9 protein-coding genes are annotated in these 15,810 nt (G+C 46.3%); all 9 read right to left on the minus strand.

The window, feature by feature from the left end; genetic code table 11:
- Complete coding sequence (locus tag ACQ661_RS02435) at positions 1–1,206, minus strand: efflux RND transporter periplasmic adaptor subunit (protein ID WP_313932127.1); 1,206 nt, start codon at positions 1,204–1,206, stop codon at positions 1–3.
- 96 nt (positions 1,207–1,302) lie between these two features.
- Complete coding sequence (locus ACQ661_RS02440) at positions 1,303–3,264, minus strand: monovalent cation:proton antiporter-2 (CPA2) family protein (RefSeq protein WP_313932126.1); 1,962 nt, start codon at positions 3,262–3,264, stop codon at positions 1,303–1,305.
- Positions 3,264–4,154 (minus strand): DMT family transporter, encoded by an 891-nt coding sequence (locus ACQ661_RS02445; RefSeq protein WP_313932125.1) that lies wholly within the window; start codon positions 4,152–4,154, stop codon positions 3,264–3,266. Before ACQ661_RS02445 ends, ACQ661_RS02440 begins: the two co-directional genes overlap by 1 nt.
- 26 nt (positions 4,155–4,180) lie before the next feature.
- Entirely contained in the window at positions 4,181–5,209 is a 1,029-nt protein-coding gene (gene tilS / locus ACQ661_RS02450) for a tRNA lysidine(34) synthetase TilS (protein WP_313932124.1), read from the minus strand.
- Positions 5,196–6,152, minus strand: coding sequence for an acetyl-CoA carboxylase carboxyl transferase subunit alpha (gene accA, locus ACQ661_RS02455; RefSeq protein ID WP_110075427.1), 957 nt, complete (start codon positions 6,150–6,152; stop codon positions 5,196–5,198). Before accA ends, tilS begins: the two co-directional genes overlap by 14 nt.
- Before the next feature lie 18 nt (positions 6,153–6,170).
- Positions 6,171–9,665, minus strand: a complete 3,495-nt coding sequence (dnaE, locus tag ACQ661_RS02460) for a DNA polymerase III subunit alpha (RefSeq protein ID WP_431667509.1) — start codon at positions 9,663–9,665, stop codon at positions 6,171–6,173.
- 107 nt (positions 9,666–9,772) lie between these two features.
- Positions 9,773–10,012 carry a hypothetical protein gene (locus ACQ661_RS02465; protein ID WP_153826968.1) on the minus strand — a complete coding sequence of 80 codons (240 nt, stop codon included), beginning with the start codon at positions 10,010–10,012 and terminating at the stop codon, positions 9,773–9,775.
- A 54-nt stretch (positions 10,013–10,066) separates the two neighbouring features.
- Positions 10,067–13,378: an AAA family ATPase gene (locus tag ACQ661_RS02470; protein ID WP_110075429.1), complete on the minus strand. Its 3,312-nt coding sequence runs from the start codon at positions 13,376–13,378 to the stop codon at positions 10,067–10,069.
- Positions 13,379–13,531: 153 nt separating this feature from the next.
- Entirely contained in the window at positions 13,532–15,757 is a 2,226-nt protein-coding gene (locus ACQ661_RS02475) for an NADP-dependent isocitrate dehydrogenase (protein WP_431667510.1), read from the minus strand.
- Positions 15,758–15,810: the final 53 nt, after the last annotated feature.

A 15,810-nucleotide genomic window follows, 5' to 3' on the forward strand; every position in this document is an offset into this window, starting at 1 on the left:
TTACTCCTTTACCTGAGCAGTTTCAGCCACCGGGGCTTCTTGCTGTGCCGGTAACGGGTCACCCGCTAAGCGTACTTTCATACTTGGCAAAGCATTAGGTACCTGCGTGAGCATGACTCGGTCGCCGGTTTCTAAACCTTCGTTAATAATCAGCGAGTTTTCTTCACTACGTAGCACATTAACGGTTCGCGACTGTAACCGTCGCTCGTCATCAACCACCCAAATCTTGCCATTCACAGTCATGGCATGGCGCGGTATCACAAATACCTGTTCAGCCGACAAACCTTGAATTTTCAACTGTACGAAACGGCCAAAACGTAAAGGCGTTGCATGACTATTGCCACTTTGATTGTATGGATCTGGCACTTCTACCACACCATAAATCACTCGGCTGTTGCTATCTAAGATACCTTCGCTTCGCACCAAGGAACCGCGCCAATTGAATTCTTCACCAGCTACATTACTAGTAAGTAAAACTTCGGGATAAGCGCCACTATGGTTAGCTTCAGGTAAATCTAAGTAAGCAAGATCGCGATCGCTCAGAGGAACACGTATTTCAGCAACTTCAGAACCATAAAGCGTAGCTACTTGACTGTTCATGCTAACGAACTGCCCCATATCCACCCCTTTATTTTGCATAATACCTGCAAAAGGCGCTTTAATCTGGGTCCGCTCTAAATCGCGTTTGGCTTTTGCCACCGCAGCTTCAGCTGATTGCACGGCAGCTACTGCACTGGCTACTTGCGGCTCACGAATACCTAGTGCCGGAATTTCACCCATTTGCAGCGATTCCCATTCTTCTTTAGCCACTTTTGCACGTGCACTTTCTTCTGCCAAAGCTGCTTTTGCTTGAGCTAAATTAGCTTGGGCTGTTTGTAAGGCTACTTGGTAATCGGCAGGGTCTATCTTGATCAACACTTCGCCAGCGGTAAAAAAGCCGCCATTGACAAACTTAGGTGAAACCTCAACCACTTGGCCACTTACTTGGCTGACAATATTAGTCATATGCTTGGGCATCACATTGCCCTGCCCAGCCACTTGAAAGTTAATGGTTTCAGGTTTTGCTTCAAGTACCTCCACCAATATCGCAGGACGCTCCATAGAGCGTTGCGGCGGCTGCGGGCGCAGCATACTTAAAGCCACTAACAACAAAATAGCGATGATGATAATCAGCGGGGGTAACAGCGCTCGTTTTTTAAATGCCATGGAATGTTGCTTCCGTATTAAAAAATTATCGACCTATATAGTATGAAGCATCATTTATTAAGCTGTTAGTAACAATGTGTTAGCAGTTGTTAACACTTACCCATTTAATAAATAACTTTCTCCTGCTTCAATCGCTCTTGGGCTACCAGCCAGCAGTACCACATCATCCTGCTGCAAGGTGAAGTCGCCATGTACCTCGGTAAACTCTTGTTCAGCCCGGCGTACGGATTTTACTTTGATGTTTAAATCATCTAGCTGCAATTGTGCTAATTGCTGGCCACATGCATACGAATGTTCGGGTAAAGCCACTGCATGAAGAAACTGTAAACGATCTAGTTTTTCCGGATCCATATCCGTAGTTTCGCCAGGATAAAAGCCATGCATATCGCCGTAATGGCTGCGTCGAGCATGATCTAACCTGGTTAAAATTCTACGGATAGGAACGCCGGAGCGGCTCAATATTTGTGATACCAACATCAAGCTTGCTTCCAACGTATCCGGCACTACTTGAGTTGCACCAGCTTCCATCATGGCTTGTAGACGAACGTCGTCTCTACTTCTTACAATAATTTCTGCGTGCTCATTCATGCCACGAAGAGCCTTTAATACTTCCAAGGCACGCTCATCTTCAGCAAAAGTGATAATAATTAATTCTGCTTCATCGGCATGAACTGCTTTTAGGATATCGCGGCGGCTAGCACTGCCAAAAAAGACTTTAGCCCCGCCAGCAATAGCTTCTTGAACTCGCTTAGCGTCGTGATCAATAGCTAAGTAATCAATACCTTCAGTAGCTAGAAACCGAGCGACTGTTTGTCCTACCCGTCCAAATCCAAGCACCAACACCCGGCTACTATCGCCGTTAGGTTGTAGCGGTAACGTCTCATTAGCTGCTGAAGCCTTAGGTAGCAATGGCGCAATAATCGAGTTGCAACGTTGAATCGCCAGTGGTGTTAGTGCCATACCAAACACCCCGACCCCGACAATCATCGAAGCTAATTCAGCAGGCAGAAGTTGGTACGTCAGCGCCAACGATACCAGCACAAAGCCAAACTCACCCATCTGAAACAGCATTAATCCAGAGCCCCAAGCATCTTCTGCTCGTTCCCCCATTACTCCAGCTATACCACGCACAATCAGTAGTTTAACTAAACCAATGGCAACAACCCCTAGGGCAATCCAATGGAGGTTATTCACAAATACTTGGAGATCGAGTTGCATCCCTACCGTAGTAAAAAACAACCCCATTAAAATATCGCGAAACGGTCGAATATCGGCCTCTAACTGGTGTTTGTACTTACTCTCACCCAGCATCATACCTGCTAAGAAGGCACCCAGTGCCATCGACAGCCCAAACAATTGAGTCATTCCACCAGCAACTAGCGCCACCAATAGCGTAGCCAAAACAAATAATTCATCTGTTCTTAACTTAGCAATTTCACGAAATACATGCGGCAGTAACCATTTACCGATTGCCATCAGCACTGCCACAACCAGGGCTCCTTTGAGCAGCGCAATCGCCAGACTTTGCCAAATAGCCACATCAGAATTTGCTGCCAGCAATGGAATAATAATAAGCATTGGTACCACAGCAATATCTTGAAACAATAATACTGCGACGGTCATTTGGCCTTTGCGGCTGGTTAACTGGGCTGATTCACCTAATTGTTTAATAACCACTGCCGTACTAGACAAAGCTAAGGTTCCCCCAATCACGAAACCTGCAGCCCAATCCCCTAACCATAAATAAGCAGCGATGGCAAACAAGGCCGTACACAGAACTACTTGCCCTGCGCCCAAGCCAAACACTAACTTGCGCATAGCAATCATTTTGGGAAGCGAGAATTCAAGCCCTAACGAGAACAGTAATAACACCACTCCAAGCTCTGCAATAAAATGGTATTCATCAGGATCATGGATCCAGCCTGTGATGTCTGGTCCCGCTATAATCCCTGCCACTAAGTAAGCTAAGATAGCCGGCAATTTTATCCGCCGAAATGCCCACACTAGTACAACCGCAATGGCGAGTAACAAGAGTACATCAGTGAACGCGCTATTCATTAGCTCTCCCGTAAGCGATAAAGTCCCACACAAATTAACGACAAGCCGATAAGCGTGGTCAATTGAATGGTCTCGTGTAACACAAAGTAAATTAATATTAACGAAACAAATGGGCTGAGAAAAATTAAAGTTGAGATTTGTGCGGTTTTTGTAGCTAACCGCATGGCCGTTAACCACAAGAAGAAGGTTATTCCCATTTCAAATAAGCCGACATATATTCCGGCCCAAAAGCCCGTGCTAAACCAAGGCCAAACAACACTATTGGTAGCCGGTTGCCACCACCATTGGCCCACATGTAATAAGGCTAACCATAGACTACCGAACACAAAACACCAAAATAAAGCTGGTACTGGTTTATCGGTATTTTTGGTATTAATTAACCAGTAACTAGCCCACAACAAGGTGCTGGCTAACGCTAAACCGATGCCAAGCCAGTTGGTTTGACGCAAATCCCAATGGCCACCCGTGGCAATTAGAAAGACTCCAGCGTAAGCCAATAGCATGGCAATCAGTTCTTTGCGAGTGAGACGTTGTTGCAAGAAAGGCACCGCAAGCAGGCTCATGGTAATAGCCCAAGTATAATTAATTGCTTGTGCTTGTTGTGCAGGAAGTTGGTCGTAGGCAGCAAATAACACCCAGTAATAGGCTGTTGGGTTTATCAGCCCTAGGCCCAAATAGAATAACCAACGTTGTCGGCCTAAACGCAAGGTTTCTCGCCAACGCCCTTGCATGCTTAAAATAGCCGCAAAGGTAACCACACTAGTGATACTGGCTATGGTCAGTAGCTGCAACGGCGACAAGTCCCGTAGTGCTAATTTAAACGCAGTCGCCACAGTTGACCATAACAGTACGGCCATCAAAGCAAGATAAATAGCCTTGCGCTGGTTCATCTCTATCCTTGTGCTGCGGGGATTGCTTAGCGTTTTTTGCTAACCCGCGTAAGAGTTAATAAACGATCTTTGGTATCGGCAGTGTGACGACTCACCAAACAATCGGCCCAACCCACCTTAGGGCGTGCATTATTATCTGTGTTAAGCATCTGTTCACGCAACTGTTCTAGCTGTGCAAAAGAAGGTAGTGGTGCTTGTTGTTGTTGCAACCAAAAGCGCAGAATACCACGTTGTAACTCAGCGCTCTGCCCTACCATCCAACGACTAGCTAAACGTCCTTGAGCATCTATATGAGGTGCCACCCGATCTGCTAGTAATAGTTCTAACAGTTGCTGGTTTTCTGCACAAAGTAGAGTGCTGCGGAGCACAGCATCGCCAAAATGGGGCCAACGCTGTTCTAATAATGGCACTACTTGATGACGTAAAAAATTGCGCTCAATACTCACATCGTAGTTGGTATCATCTTCAATCCAGAACAATTGCCGAGCGTGCGCATACTGGTAGATTTCGGCTTTACTGATGTCCAACAGTGGCCGCCACCAATAGCGTTGATGCCGTTGCATGAATTTAGCCATGGCCGCTAGCCCTTTCGGTCCGGCACCTCGCTTTAGCTGCAAGAACAAGGTTTCAATTTGGTCGTTGCGATGCTGTCCCAACAACAGCACTGCGTCAGGTTGAGTTAATTCAACCAGACGTTGATAACGTGCATTGCGGCCGGCTGCCTCTTTGCTAATACGCGCCCCCAGATCAACCTGAAGCGGTTCGCAAATAAACGGAAATTGCCGCTGTTGGCAGTCTGCCACCAAACCAGCGGCCCAAGCGGCTGATTTTTCATGAAAACTATGATCTAAATGAATAGCTAGGTAGGTGTATTCCGGATGCGTTTGCCGAAAACGATCGGTGAGGTCTAATAAGGTTTGCGAATCAGCTCCGCCACCAAGGCAAACCACCAGCTGTTGTCCTGGCTCTAAAGCCAATTCAACTAACTGGTGGCTAAACTGCTGGAAGAGTTGCTCTGCCCAGCTATCCGATAGGTTATGCTTAACAGTATCCAAATGACATTAACTTCTGATAACGCTGTTCTAACCGCTCGGCACTATCAAGATTTAGCAATGCTTGCAGATCGTCTGCTAAGCGTTGCTTTAAACGCTCTGCCATTTGCACATGGTCACGATGAGCGCCACCGATAGGTTCTTCAATAATAGTGTCGATTAAGCCTAACTCTTTTGACCGTTGGGCTGTGACACCCATAGCTTCAGCGGCTAGTGGAGCTTTCTCTGCACTCTTCCACAAAATAGAAGCACACCCCTCTGGCGAAATCACTGAATAAGTAGAGTATTGCAGCATATTTACTTTATCACCCACACCAATGGCTAACGCGCCACCAGAACCACCTTCACCAATAACGGTACAAATGATTGGAGTATTTAATCTGGCCATGACTTTTAGATTACGAGCGATCGCTTCAGACTGCCCACGCTCTTCAGCACCGATGCCAGGATAAGCACCTGGGGTATCAATGAAGGTAATGATGGGCATCTTAAAGCGTTCAGCCATCTCCATTAAGCGCAATGCTTTACGATAACCTTCAGGCTTAGGCATACCAAAATTGCGGCGGATTTTTTCTTTGGTTTCACGACCTTTTTGATGACCAATAACCATCACTGGTTGACCATTAAGACGCGCTGTACCACCAACAATGGCCTCATCGTTAGCAAAAGTACGATCGCCAGCAAGCTCATCAAAGTCTTCAAAAATATGCTGAATATAATCCAACGTGTAGGGCCGCAACGGATGCCGAGCTAATTGAGCTACTTGCCAAGCGCCTAAATCGCCAAAGATTTTAGCTACCAGCTGTTCACGCTTTTCTTGTAATTTAGCAATTTCTTCTTCAATAGAAATATCAAAATCGCCCTTGGCGCCAACCGCCTTCAGCTCTTCAATTTGTGCTTGTAGCTCAGCGATAGGCTGTTCAAAATCTAAAAATTTAAGACTCATTATGGCTCCTATTTGCCATTAAAACTCGAGTTCAACATGATCCTTACCAAGCTGCTGCTGCAACTCGTATAATAATTCGTCCGTGGGCGTTACATACCACTCAGTGGCAGCATGAAACTGCGCCTGCACTTGAGGCTGCTGATATTGCAACAATAGCGGGCAACTACCTTGTTTATAAGGCTCAATCAATTCCACTAGACGTTGCAAACCAGCGCCAGCTAACTGTTCTTGCCGAACCGTTAGCTTCAAAGCCTTAGCATACTGCTCGCGCATGCCTACCAAGGTCATAATTTCACGTGCTGTCATTGTATTGGCAGACGAGTAATCATCAAAGCTGACCTCTCCTTTTACCACCAATATTTGATCTTTTTCGAGCAAGTGTTGATAAATTTCGTAATCTTTCGCATACACCCGAAAATCAAAGCGTGCGGTTTTATCATGTAAGGTAACAATAGCCCAACGCTGTTGCTGACGATTTAACATGGTACGCACATCTACCACTAACCCGGCTACTGTGGTGGTTTGATCTCGCCCAGTTGGCTTCACATCAGCCAATGCGCAGGGCACGTAATGACGCAACTCACGCCGATAACGATTAATCGGGTGGCCAGTTAAGTATAGTCCAAGAGTCTCACGTTCGCCCTCCAACCAAATCACTTCACGCCATGGCGGTACTTGCACGAACTCGTGCTCAATGGTCACATCATCAACAGCTGAGGTTAGCACCCCAAATAAATCGGCCTGCCCCTGGGCTTCGGCACGCGCATGTTGTTCAGCCTGACGCATCGCTTTTTCTAAGGTTGCCATCAGCGCTGCACGATGAGGCCCAAGCGAATCCATTGCACCAGCTTTAATAAGTTTTTCGAGCACTCGGCGATTCAGCTTTTTTAAATCAACCCGGCAGCAAAAATCAAACAGATCTGTAAAGGCGCCCCCTTCATTGCGCGCCTGCAAAATGGCTTCAATAGGAGCCTCACCCACCCCTTTTATGGCACCAATGCCGTACACAATACGCTGCTCGTGATCGACCGTAAACTTGTACTGACCAGCATTAACATCGGGCGGTAAAATAGTGAGCCCCATATTTTCACATTCATCTACTAGCGTTACTATTTTGTCGGTATTATCCATATCGGCCGACATCACTGCGGCCATAAATTCTGCTGGATAATGGGTTTTCATCCATAGCGTTTGGTAAGAAACCAAGGCGTAAGCGGCCGAGTGCGATTTGTTAAAACCGTAACCGGCAAATTTTTCTACCAAGTCAAAGATCTTAATCGCTAGCTCACCATCAATACCATTTTTACGTGCGCCTTCTTCAAACACCGCACGTTGTTTGGCCATTTCTTCTGGTTTTTTCTTACCCATAGCACGGCGTAGTAAATCCGCACCACCTAGTGAATAACCGGCTAACACCTGCGCTATCTGCATCACTTGCTCTTGATAAAGGATAACCCCGTACGTAGGTTCCAAGATCGGAATCAGAGATTCGTGCTGATAGTCTTTGTCAGGATAAGACAGTTCTTCTCGGCCATGCTTACGGTCAATAAAGTTGTCCACCATGCCTGACTGTAACGGGCCTGGCCGAAATAGCGCAACCAAAGCAATAATGTCTTCAAAGCTATCGGGCAACAACTTCTTGATCAGTTGCTTCATGCCAGCTGATTCTAATTGAAACACCGCTGTGGTTTGGGCTTTCTTGAGCAAGGCGAAGCAAGCAGGATCTTCCAACGGAATTTTAGCAATATCAATAGGTTCAAGATCAGCTTTAGCACGATTGGCATTCACCATATCCAATGCCCATTGAATAATGGTTAGCGTGCGCAAGCCCAAAAAGTCGAACTTAACCAGACCTGCTGCTTCTACGTCATTCTTATCAAACTGAGTAACCGGCTGTTTACCCTCTTCATCGCAATATAATGGTGCAAAATCGGTGATTTTATTGGGCGCTATCACTACCCCACCAGCATGCTTACCGGCATTACGGGTGACCCCTTCTAAAATCCTAGCCATATCAATGATGTCGCGAACATCATTATCTTGCTGATACATTTCAGCTAAACGCGGCTCAATTTCAAATGCTTTAGCTAGGGTCATCCCTGGGTCGCCAGGTACTAACTTGGTAATTTTATCAACAAAACCATAGGGATGACCTAACACCCGACCGACGTCTCGAATCGATGCCTTAGCGGCCATAGTGCCAAAAGTAATGATCTGAGAAACGGCTTCACGTCCGTAAAGATCAGCAACATGATCAATAACTTCATCACGCCGATCCATACAGAAGTCAATATCAAAATCAGGCATGGATACCCGTTCTGGATTCAAAAATCGTTCGAACAGCAAATCTAATTCAAGTGGGTCTAAATCAGTGATTTTTAAGGCATAGGCAACTAACGAGCCTGCGCCTGAACCTCGGCCGGGGCCAACCGGAATATTGTTGTCTTTAGACCACTGGATAAACTCCATCACGATCAAGAAGTAACCAGGAAAGCCCATATCATTGATAACTTTAAGTTCAATATCTAAACGCTGGTCATATTCCACGCGTTTAACTGCACGTTCTTGCTCATCTGGAAACAGATCGCTAAGACGTTGTTCTAAACCTTCTTGCGATTTTTTTACTAAAAAGTCTTCTGGGGTCATACCCCCCGTTGGAAACTCAGGCAATACATATTCATCAAGCTTTACCGTCACATTACAGCGTTTTGCAATTTCCACCGTATTAGCTAACGCTTCCGGTATGTCGGCAAATAGTTCGGCCATTTCTGCTGGGCTCTTGAGATATTGCTCAGCACTGTAATTGCGTGGTCGGCGCTTGTCATTCAGTACATAGCCGTCAGATACGGCAACTCTGATTTCATGTGCGTTAAAATCTTCTGCACGCAAAAACACGACTTCGTTGGTGGCTACCACTGGCACCTGCTGCTGCGCTGCGAGATTAACCGCGGCATGAATGTAGTCATTCTCGCCAGCACGCCCAGTACGTACCAGTTCTAGATAAAAACGATCGGCAAAATGCTGCGAATAAAACTCCAGCAGCTGGGCAGCCTCTGCCGGCTTGTTGGCCAGCAAGGCACGGCCAATATCGCCATCTCGGCCGCCCGAGAGTAACAAAATTCCCTGCTGATGATCGGCCAACCATTCTTTATTAATACAAGGCTTGCCGCAGCGATGCCCAGCCAAATAGCCACGACTAATTAAGACAGTCAGTTGCTGATACCCTTCATTCGTCATTGCTAAAGCGGTTAATCTGAACGGCTGTTCTTTGCTGTCTGGAGTCCAACCGGCTGGCAATACCCACAAATCGCAACCAACGATAGGTTTTAATCCCTTATCGTGGGCTGCACGATAAAAGCGAACTAGCCCACACATATTCATTTGATCGGTTAATGCCAAAGCTGGCATTCCTTTAGCCACGGTAGCTTCACAGATAGGTTTGACCTTAGCCAACCCATCAATCATTGAAAAATCACTGTGAACTCGTAAATGAATAAAGCTAGGTGCTGTCATATCTGGTGGTATATTCCGCTGCGAAACAAAAACAAGGGGGGTATTGTGCCGTATGCGCAAGCTAATGTCATGTCAACATCCTCTTGCGCTACTGCACTTAAGCCTGCTTACGCTGGGCCAATAAAACAGTCGATTCCTTCTTCAGACAAAGCGGCTAAGGCTTCATCAAGGGCCTCTTGATCTGTTGCAAATTCATCTTCCCACAAGGTTGAATTATTGCCGGCATCAACAATTTCAAGAATCCAACCACTCTCACCTTTATAAATATCAATAGTAACTGTCTGCTCATTAGCTGAGTAAGTTTGCGTTAACGGACTTTGCTCAATGTTATCTTCAGTTGTGCTCATGCTGTTCTCTCTATGCTGGGCTGAAATACCATGAAGGGTAGTTGGTTATTATACCTAGGCATCAGCAAATAGCTCATCTATTTCATCGCCATAAAGTGACTCATTGCGATATAACGCAGCGGCAATTTTATGTAACAACTCTTGCTGTTGTGCTAATAGGGCAGCCGCTTGCTGTTGCCCTTCGGTCACCCAAAACTTAATCCGTTCGGCTACCAAGTCAGCCTGTGCTCCGGTTAATTTCACTTGTTGCAAAGCCGCAGGTGTCACCGGTCCGAATACCTCATCTAAACCGTATTGACATACTGCCGCTTCGGCTAATTGGGTGGCATAACTGATATCACTCGCCGCTCCAGTGTTGGCTTCACCACCTAAATCAGCGTAAGCTTCCGCTTCTCTTCCAGCCATACTCATGGCTATTTTCGCTTTGATCTCTGCCATGGTAGTTGCCGCTAAAGTTGCATCTTTATGGGTAACAACAAAACCAAGCGCATTGTTGCGCGGTTCAATGGTGGCAAAAGGCACGTCATAATGCGGCATCAATAGACGGGATACGAGTAAATGACCAGCCTCATGATAGGCGACTAATTTTTTCTCTTGCGGTGATTGACCTAGACTTGTAAGCGGCGCCCCATAATGTGCAGCAGTTACAGCCTTACGCAGTTGAGCAATAGTAAGACCAGCAGCGCCATGTTGTTCTACCTGTTCGGTGAGCATACATAAGCGCATTGCTTTTTCTAACTGCGCTCCACTCATACCTTGTGTCATTTCAGCAAAATCAGCCAGTTGCTCGGTGCTCAATTGCACTCCATAACGATGAGCAAACATTTCAAAGAAAGCCTGCCGAGCAGCTCTATCTGGCAAATCACAGTGCACAGGTTCATCTAATCTGCCAGCTCGCAGGAGTGCTGGATCTAGACGCTCGGGATAATTAGTGGCAGCAATCACAAAGACCGGCTCGGCTGCAGCTTGTAGGCCATCTAAATTAGTCAGTAACGTATTCACCGCCGAGGTGTCTGCGCCAGCACGATCACGACGGCCAGCAATCATATCTATCTCATCGATAAAGATAATGCAGGGCGCAATATCACGCGCAGCAGCAAAAATCTGCTGAATTTTAGTGGCGGTACCATGTTGTACTGAACTCACTAAATCGTGGGTATTAATATTCAAAAATGGTAATTCCGTTTCGCCAGCTACCGCCTTGGCTAACATGGTTTTTCCGGTACCTGGAGGGCCGGTTAACACAATGCCTGCTGGCATAGCTAACTGGCGTCGTTGTAACAACTCGGGTTGTTTTAGCCAACCTAAAACCCGTTGTAACTCGGCTTTAGCACGTTGCAATCCCACCACATCAGCTAAACGCACGCTCGGCCGCTCGCGCAGCAAGCCTGGCACCCCAGCGATAACTCGTGAAGAACTAACATTGGTAGTGAACTTGGGATTTACTAAACTTATCTTTAGTTGGCTACTATCGAGTTGCAGGTGGTAGTCATAATCAAATCGCTGTTCTTGCCGCCGGCCAATCTGCAACCTTGCATTAACTTCAATCAGGCGTTGCAATCGGGTCGGGGTTGCCAATAGGCTTGCAGCAGAAATCACCTCATCGAGCAAGTCAAATTCATCATCATCAATCGTGTGTTCCGCCACCATCAATAAGGGTACGCCAGCAGCAAATCTGTGTAATTGACGAATAGCAGCAGCCAACTCGGCCAGCTCGGGTGTAGCACTAGAACTATCAGCACTCACACCGGCGGCAATTAATACCGCAGCGTACTGACTCACTTGATGTTTTAATTCTAACGCAGCCACCAGTGATATAGCTTGCCATTCATAACGCGGCAGCTGCTGTTGAAGGTGTGCAACCAGTGCCGCTGGACAATTGATTAATAATACTTTGTGGCTGCCGCGCACACGTTCGTAACAGCTCTCATCTAAATGCAATTGCAATTGAGTAATCTGTTGTAACTGTGCGCTCGTTAACTGCCTAAACATGTCACGCTTAGCACCCGCCAAAAGATTATTGGCAACACCCTGAATACCTCGAGCAGAGGGTTTAGGTAGTTGCGCAAACAGTAAAGCCGCATAAAAATCCACAGTAAAATCTAAATCAACCACTGAGAAGCCTGCTTGCAAATATTCCCGCACACGCAGTTCGGCAATGGCTAAGAGCGTACTGGCACTGAGCGGCTTAAATCGTATTGCTGCCCCACTTTTTAATCGGTCAACTAATTCTGGTGTTAAGGCCGGCTGACTATCGCCCGGACGTTTGGCTTGACGCAGAACATCAAAGACATCTAACTCTCCCATTCCAGTGGCTTTATTAAATTCTGCTTGGCCTAGGTTGGAAGTAAAAATAACAATCGTCTGCGAAAAGTCAGCCACTTCATTCGAGGTGATATCCGTCATGCGACCACTATCTAACATGCTAAGCATGGATTGAATCACACTAGGATGAGCTTTCTCGATTTCATCAAATAAAATCACGGAACGCGGATAACACTGTACGTGGCGAGTTAAGTCACCTAACGCTGAGTCAGTATAATACGAGCCAGACCCTGTCAATTTCATGTATGCTTTGTCGTCAGCGTAGGCTTCCATACTAAACTCACGAAAGCGATACCCCGAGCCGGTAGCATCACTCAATGCATGGGCGTAGCTGCGTGCTAACTCTGTTTTTCCTACCCCACTGGGCCCCACAAACGTGAAAATAGCTCGTTGTCGGCCATTATCGATACAACCGCTTGCTAACTCATGTCTCACTACGGTTCGTACAGCATGGGATTGCCCCAATACACGCCCTTGGAGGTAGTGCTCCAGTTGTTCAATGTGAGCTTTTATATCAGCTAAGCTACGAGGCGGATTAAGCGCTATAAACTCTGCGAATAATTTACTGTCGCCCGAGCTTGCATACTGGATAAGTAGATCAATAAAGTGCTCTGGGCTGCTCACTGCGTTAAATTTACAGCCTAACTTAAACTCCACAAAGGGCTCAAATACTCTTTTAAAACGCTCGGCCACCTCAAACGCACAACGAAACCAATCCTTGGTGGTATCGGTTTTGTCCTGAAAGCTGCGCTGCGGAATGATAGTATCCATGGTTTCACGAAAGCGATACACGACAGCAGGGTAAACTAAGGTAGCGGGCGTTCGGCGTAACCGCTTTGCCCAGAGTTCAGCTAATACAGGAGTGCTTAACAACGCACTTAACACCTGCACATCTTCGATGCCTATGACATCCCAGGTAGAGGGATCACGATGCCCTCCTGGCTGCTTGGTGTATTGCATCACTGCTTCAGCGTCAACTAAGTTCGCAATGTATAACTGGCGTAGAAAGGCCTCAAGTACAGGGTGTTGATACAGGCTCATGAATCAATATCTCTTATCATTGTTAGTCATTGATTTGCACCAAGATTAACACCTTGCCTCGCAATAATCACAAATTAATCTATGTTTAGCCATAAAAAAAGCCCCGCACTAAACACTAGTGCGGGGCTCTTCATGACTCTTATTTGCTATGACTTACAAGCGCTCAAGTGCTTCATTTAACGTTGCAGACGGGCGCATCGCCTTCGCAACTAAATCAGCATTTGGTTCATAGTAGCCACCGATTTCTACCGGTGTACCTTGCACTTGATTTAATTCAGCCACGATAGTTGCTTCGTTTTCAGTTAAAAACGCGGCCAACTTACCAAATCGCTCAGCTAACGCTGCATCCTTGGTTTGTGCAGCTAATGCCTCAGCCCAATACATGCCAAGATAGAAGTGACTACCACGATTATCAATCTGCCCTAACTTACGCGCTGGTGATTTATCGTTCTCTAAGAACTTAGCAGTTGCTGCATCCAACGCATCAGCCAGCACTTGTGCGCGATCATTGTTAGTACGCTGTGCTAAATGCTCTAACGATGCTGCTAATGCCAAGAACTCGCCTAGCGAATCCCAACGTAAGTAGTTTTCTTCTACAAACTGCTGCACATGTTTAGGTGCTGATCCGCCTGCACCAGTTTCGAATAAACCACCGCCGTTCATCAAGGGTACAATCGACAACATTTTAGCTGAGGTTCCCAACTCAAGAATCGGGAATAAGTCAGTCAAATAATCGCGCAATACGTTCCCAGTAACAGAAATCGTGTCCTTGCCTTCTTTCATACGCGCCAGCGTGTGCAAGGTCGCTTCTGTAGGTGCCATAATGCGTAAATCGAGGCCATCTGTATCATGCTCTTGCAGGTACTGATTTACCTTTTTAATTAATTCAGCATCGTGAGCTCGTGCAGCATCCAACCAGAATACCGCAGGCACACCACTTAAGCGTGAACGATTGACTGCCAACTTAACCCAGTCACGAATGGGCGCGTCTTTTACTTGGCACATCCGCCAAATATCGCCTTTCTGCACGTCATGAGAAAACACTTGCTCACCGGCTTGGTTCACTACGACAACGGTACCGTCGGCAGGAATTTCAAAAGTTTTGTCATGTGAACCGTACTCTTCCGCTTTTTGAGCCATCAGGCCTACGTTCGGAACGGTACCCATAGTGGCTGGATCAAATGCGCCATGTTGCTGACAGAATTCAATCGTTGCTTGATACACACCCGCATAACAGCGATCAGGAATCATCGCTTTTGTATCTTGGGTTTTACCATCCGCATCCCACACCTTGCCGCCATCACGAATCATCGCTGGCATCGATGCATCAATAATCACATCACTAGGCACATGAAGGTTAGTAATACCCTTATCTGAGTTCACCATAGCTAGCTTAGGTTGCTCGCTGTACACTGCCGCGATATCCGCTTCTATAGCGCTGCGTTGGTCGACTGGTAAATCTGCGATCTTGGCTAACACATCACCAAAGCCGTTCGTTGCATCTACGCCTAGCTGCTTGAAGGTATCCGCATGCTTAGCAAACACATCTTGGAAGAATACAGTTACGGCATGGCCAAACATGATGGGATCTGACACCTTCATCATGGTCGCTTTCAAATGCAAAGATAACAGCACACCTTGTTCTTTTGCTGCTGCTGTTTCAGTGGCAAAAAACTCGCGTAATGCCTGCACGTTCATACTTGCCGCATCGACAACTTCGCCTGCCATCACTTTAACGGATTCTTTCAGTACTGTTGGGCCAGCTGGAGTATTTAGAATAATTTTCAGATCATCTGCGGCAGCAAAGGTGGTTGATTGCTCACTACTGTAAAAATCACCATCATGCATATGCGCCACGTGAGTTTTGGAGTCTTTACTCCAACTTCCCATGCGGTGCGGATGTTTTTTAGCATAGTTTTTTACCGATGCTGGAGCACGACGATCTGAATTACCTTCACGCAAGACAGGATTTACTGCCGAGCCTTTAATTTTGTCATAACGCGCTTTAATATCGCGTTCTTCATCCGTTTGTGGCTCAAATGGGTAATTCGGCAACGCATAACCTTGGCTTTGTAATTCTTTAATAGCTGCAGTTAACTGTGGAATAGAAGCACTGATATTAGGCAATTTAATAATATTGGCTTCAGGAGTTTTGGCTAACTCGCCTAATTCTGCCAAAGCATCATTGATGCGCTGCTCTGGCTTTAAGTATTCTGAAAAATTAGCAATGATTCGACCCGCTAAAGAAATATCACGAGTTTCCACCACGACTCCTGCAGCATCAGTAAACGCACGAATAATCGGCAGTAACGAATACGTTGCTAAACGAGGAGCTTCATCTGTTTCTGTGTAGATAATCTTTGAACTATCAATCGACATAGTGATTCCTATTCATCAGTTCAGGCCTAAAAAGTGATGCGGATTATAGCAGG

Origin of the sequence: Pseudidiomarina sp. WS423, from assembly GCF_050750165.1 — a bacterium.
Taxonomy (GTDB): domain Bacteria; phylum Pseudomonadota; class Gammaproteobacteria; order Enterobacterales; family Alteromonadaceae; genus Pseudidiomarina; species Pseudidiomarina fusca.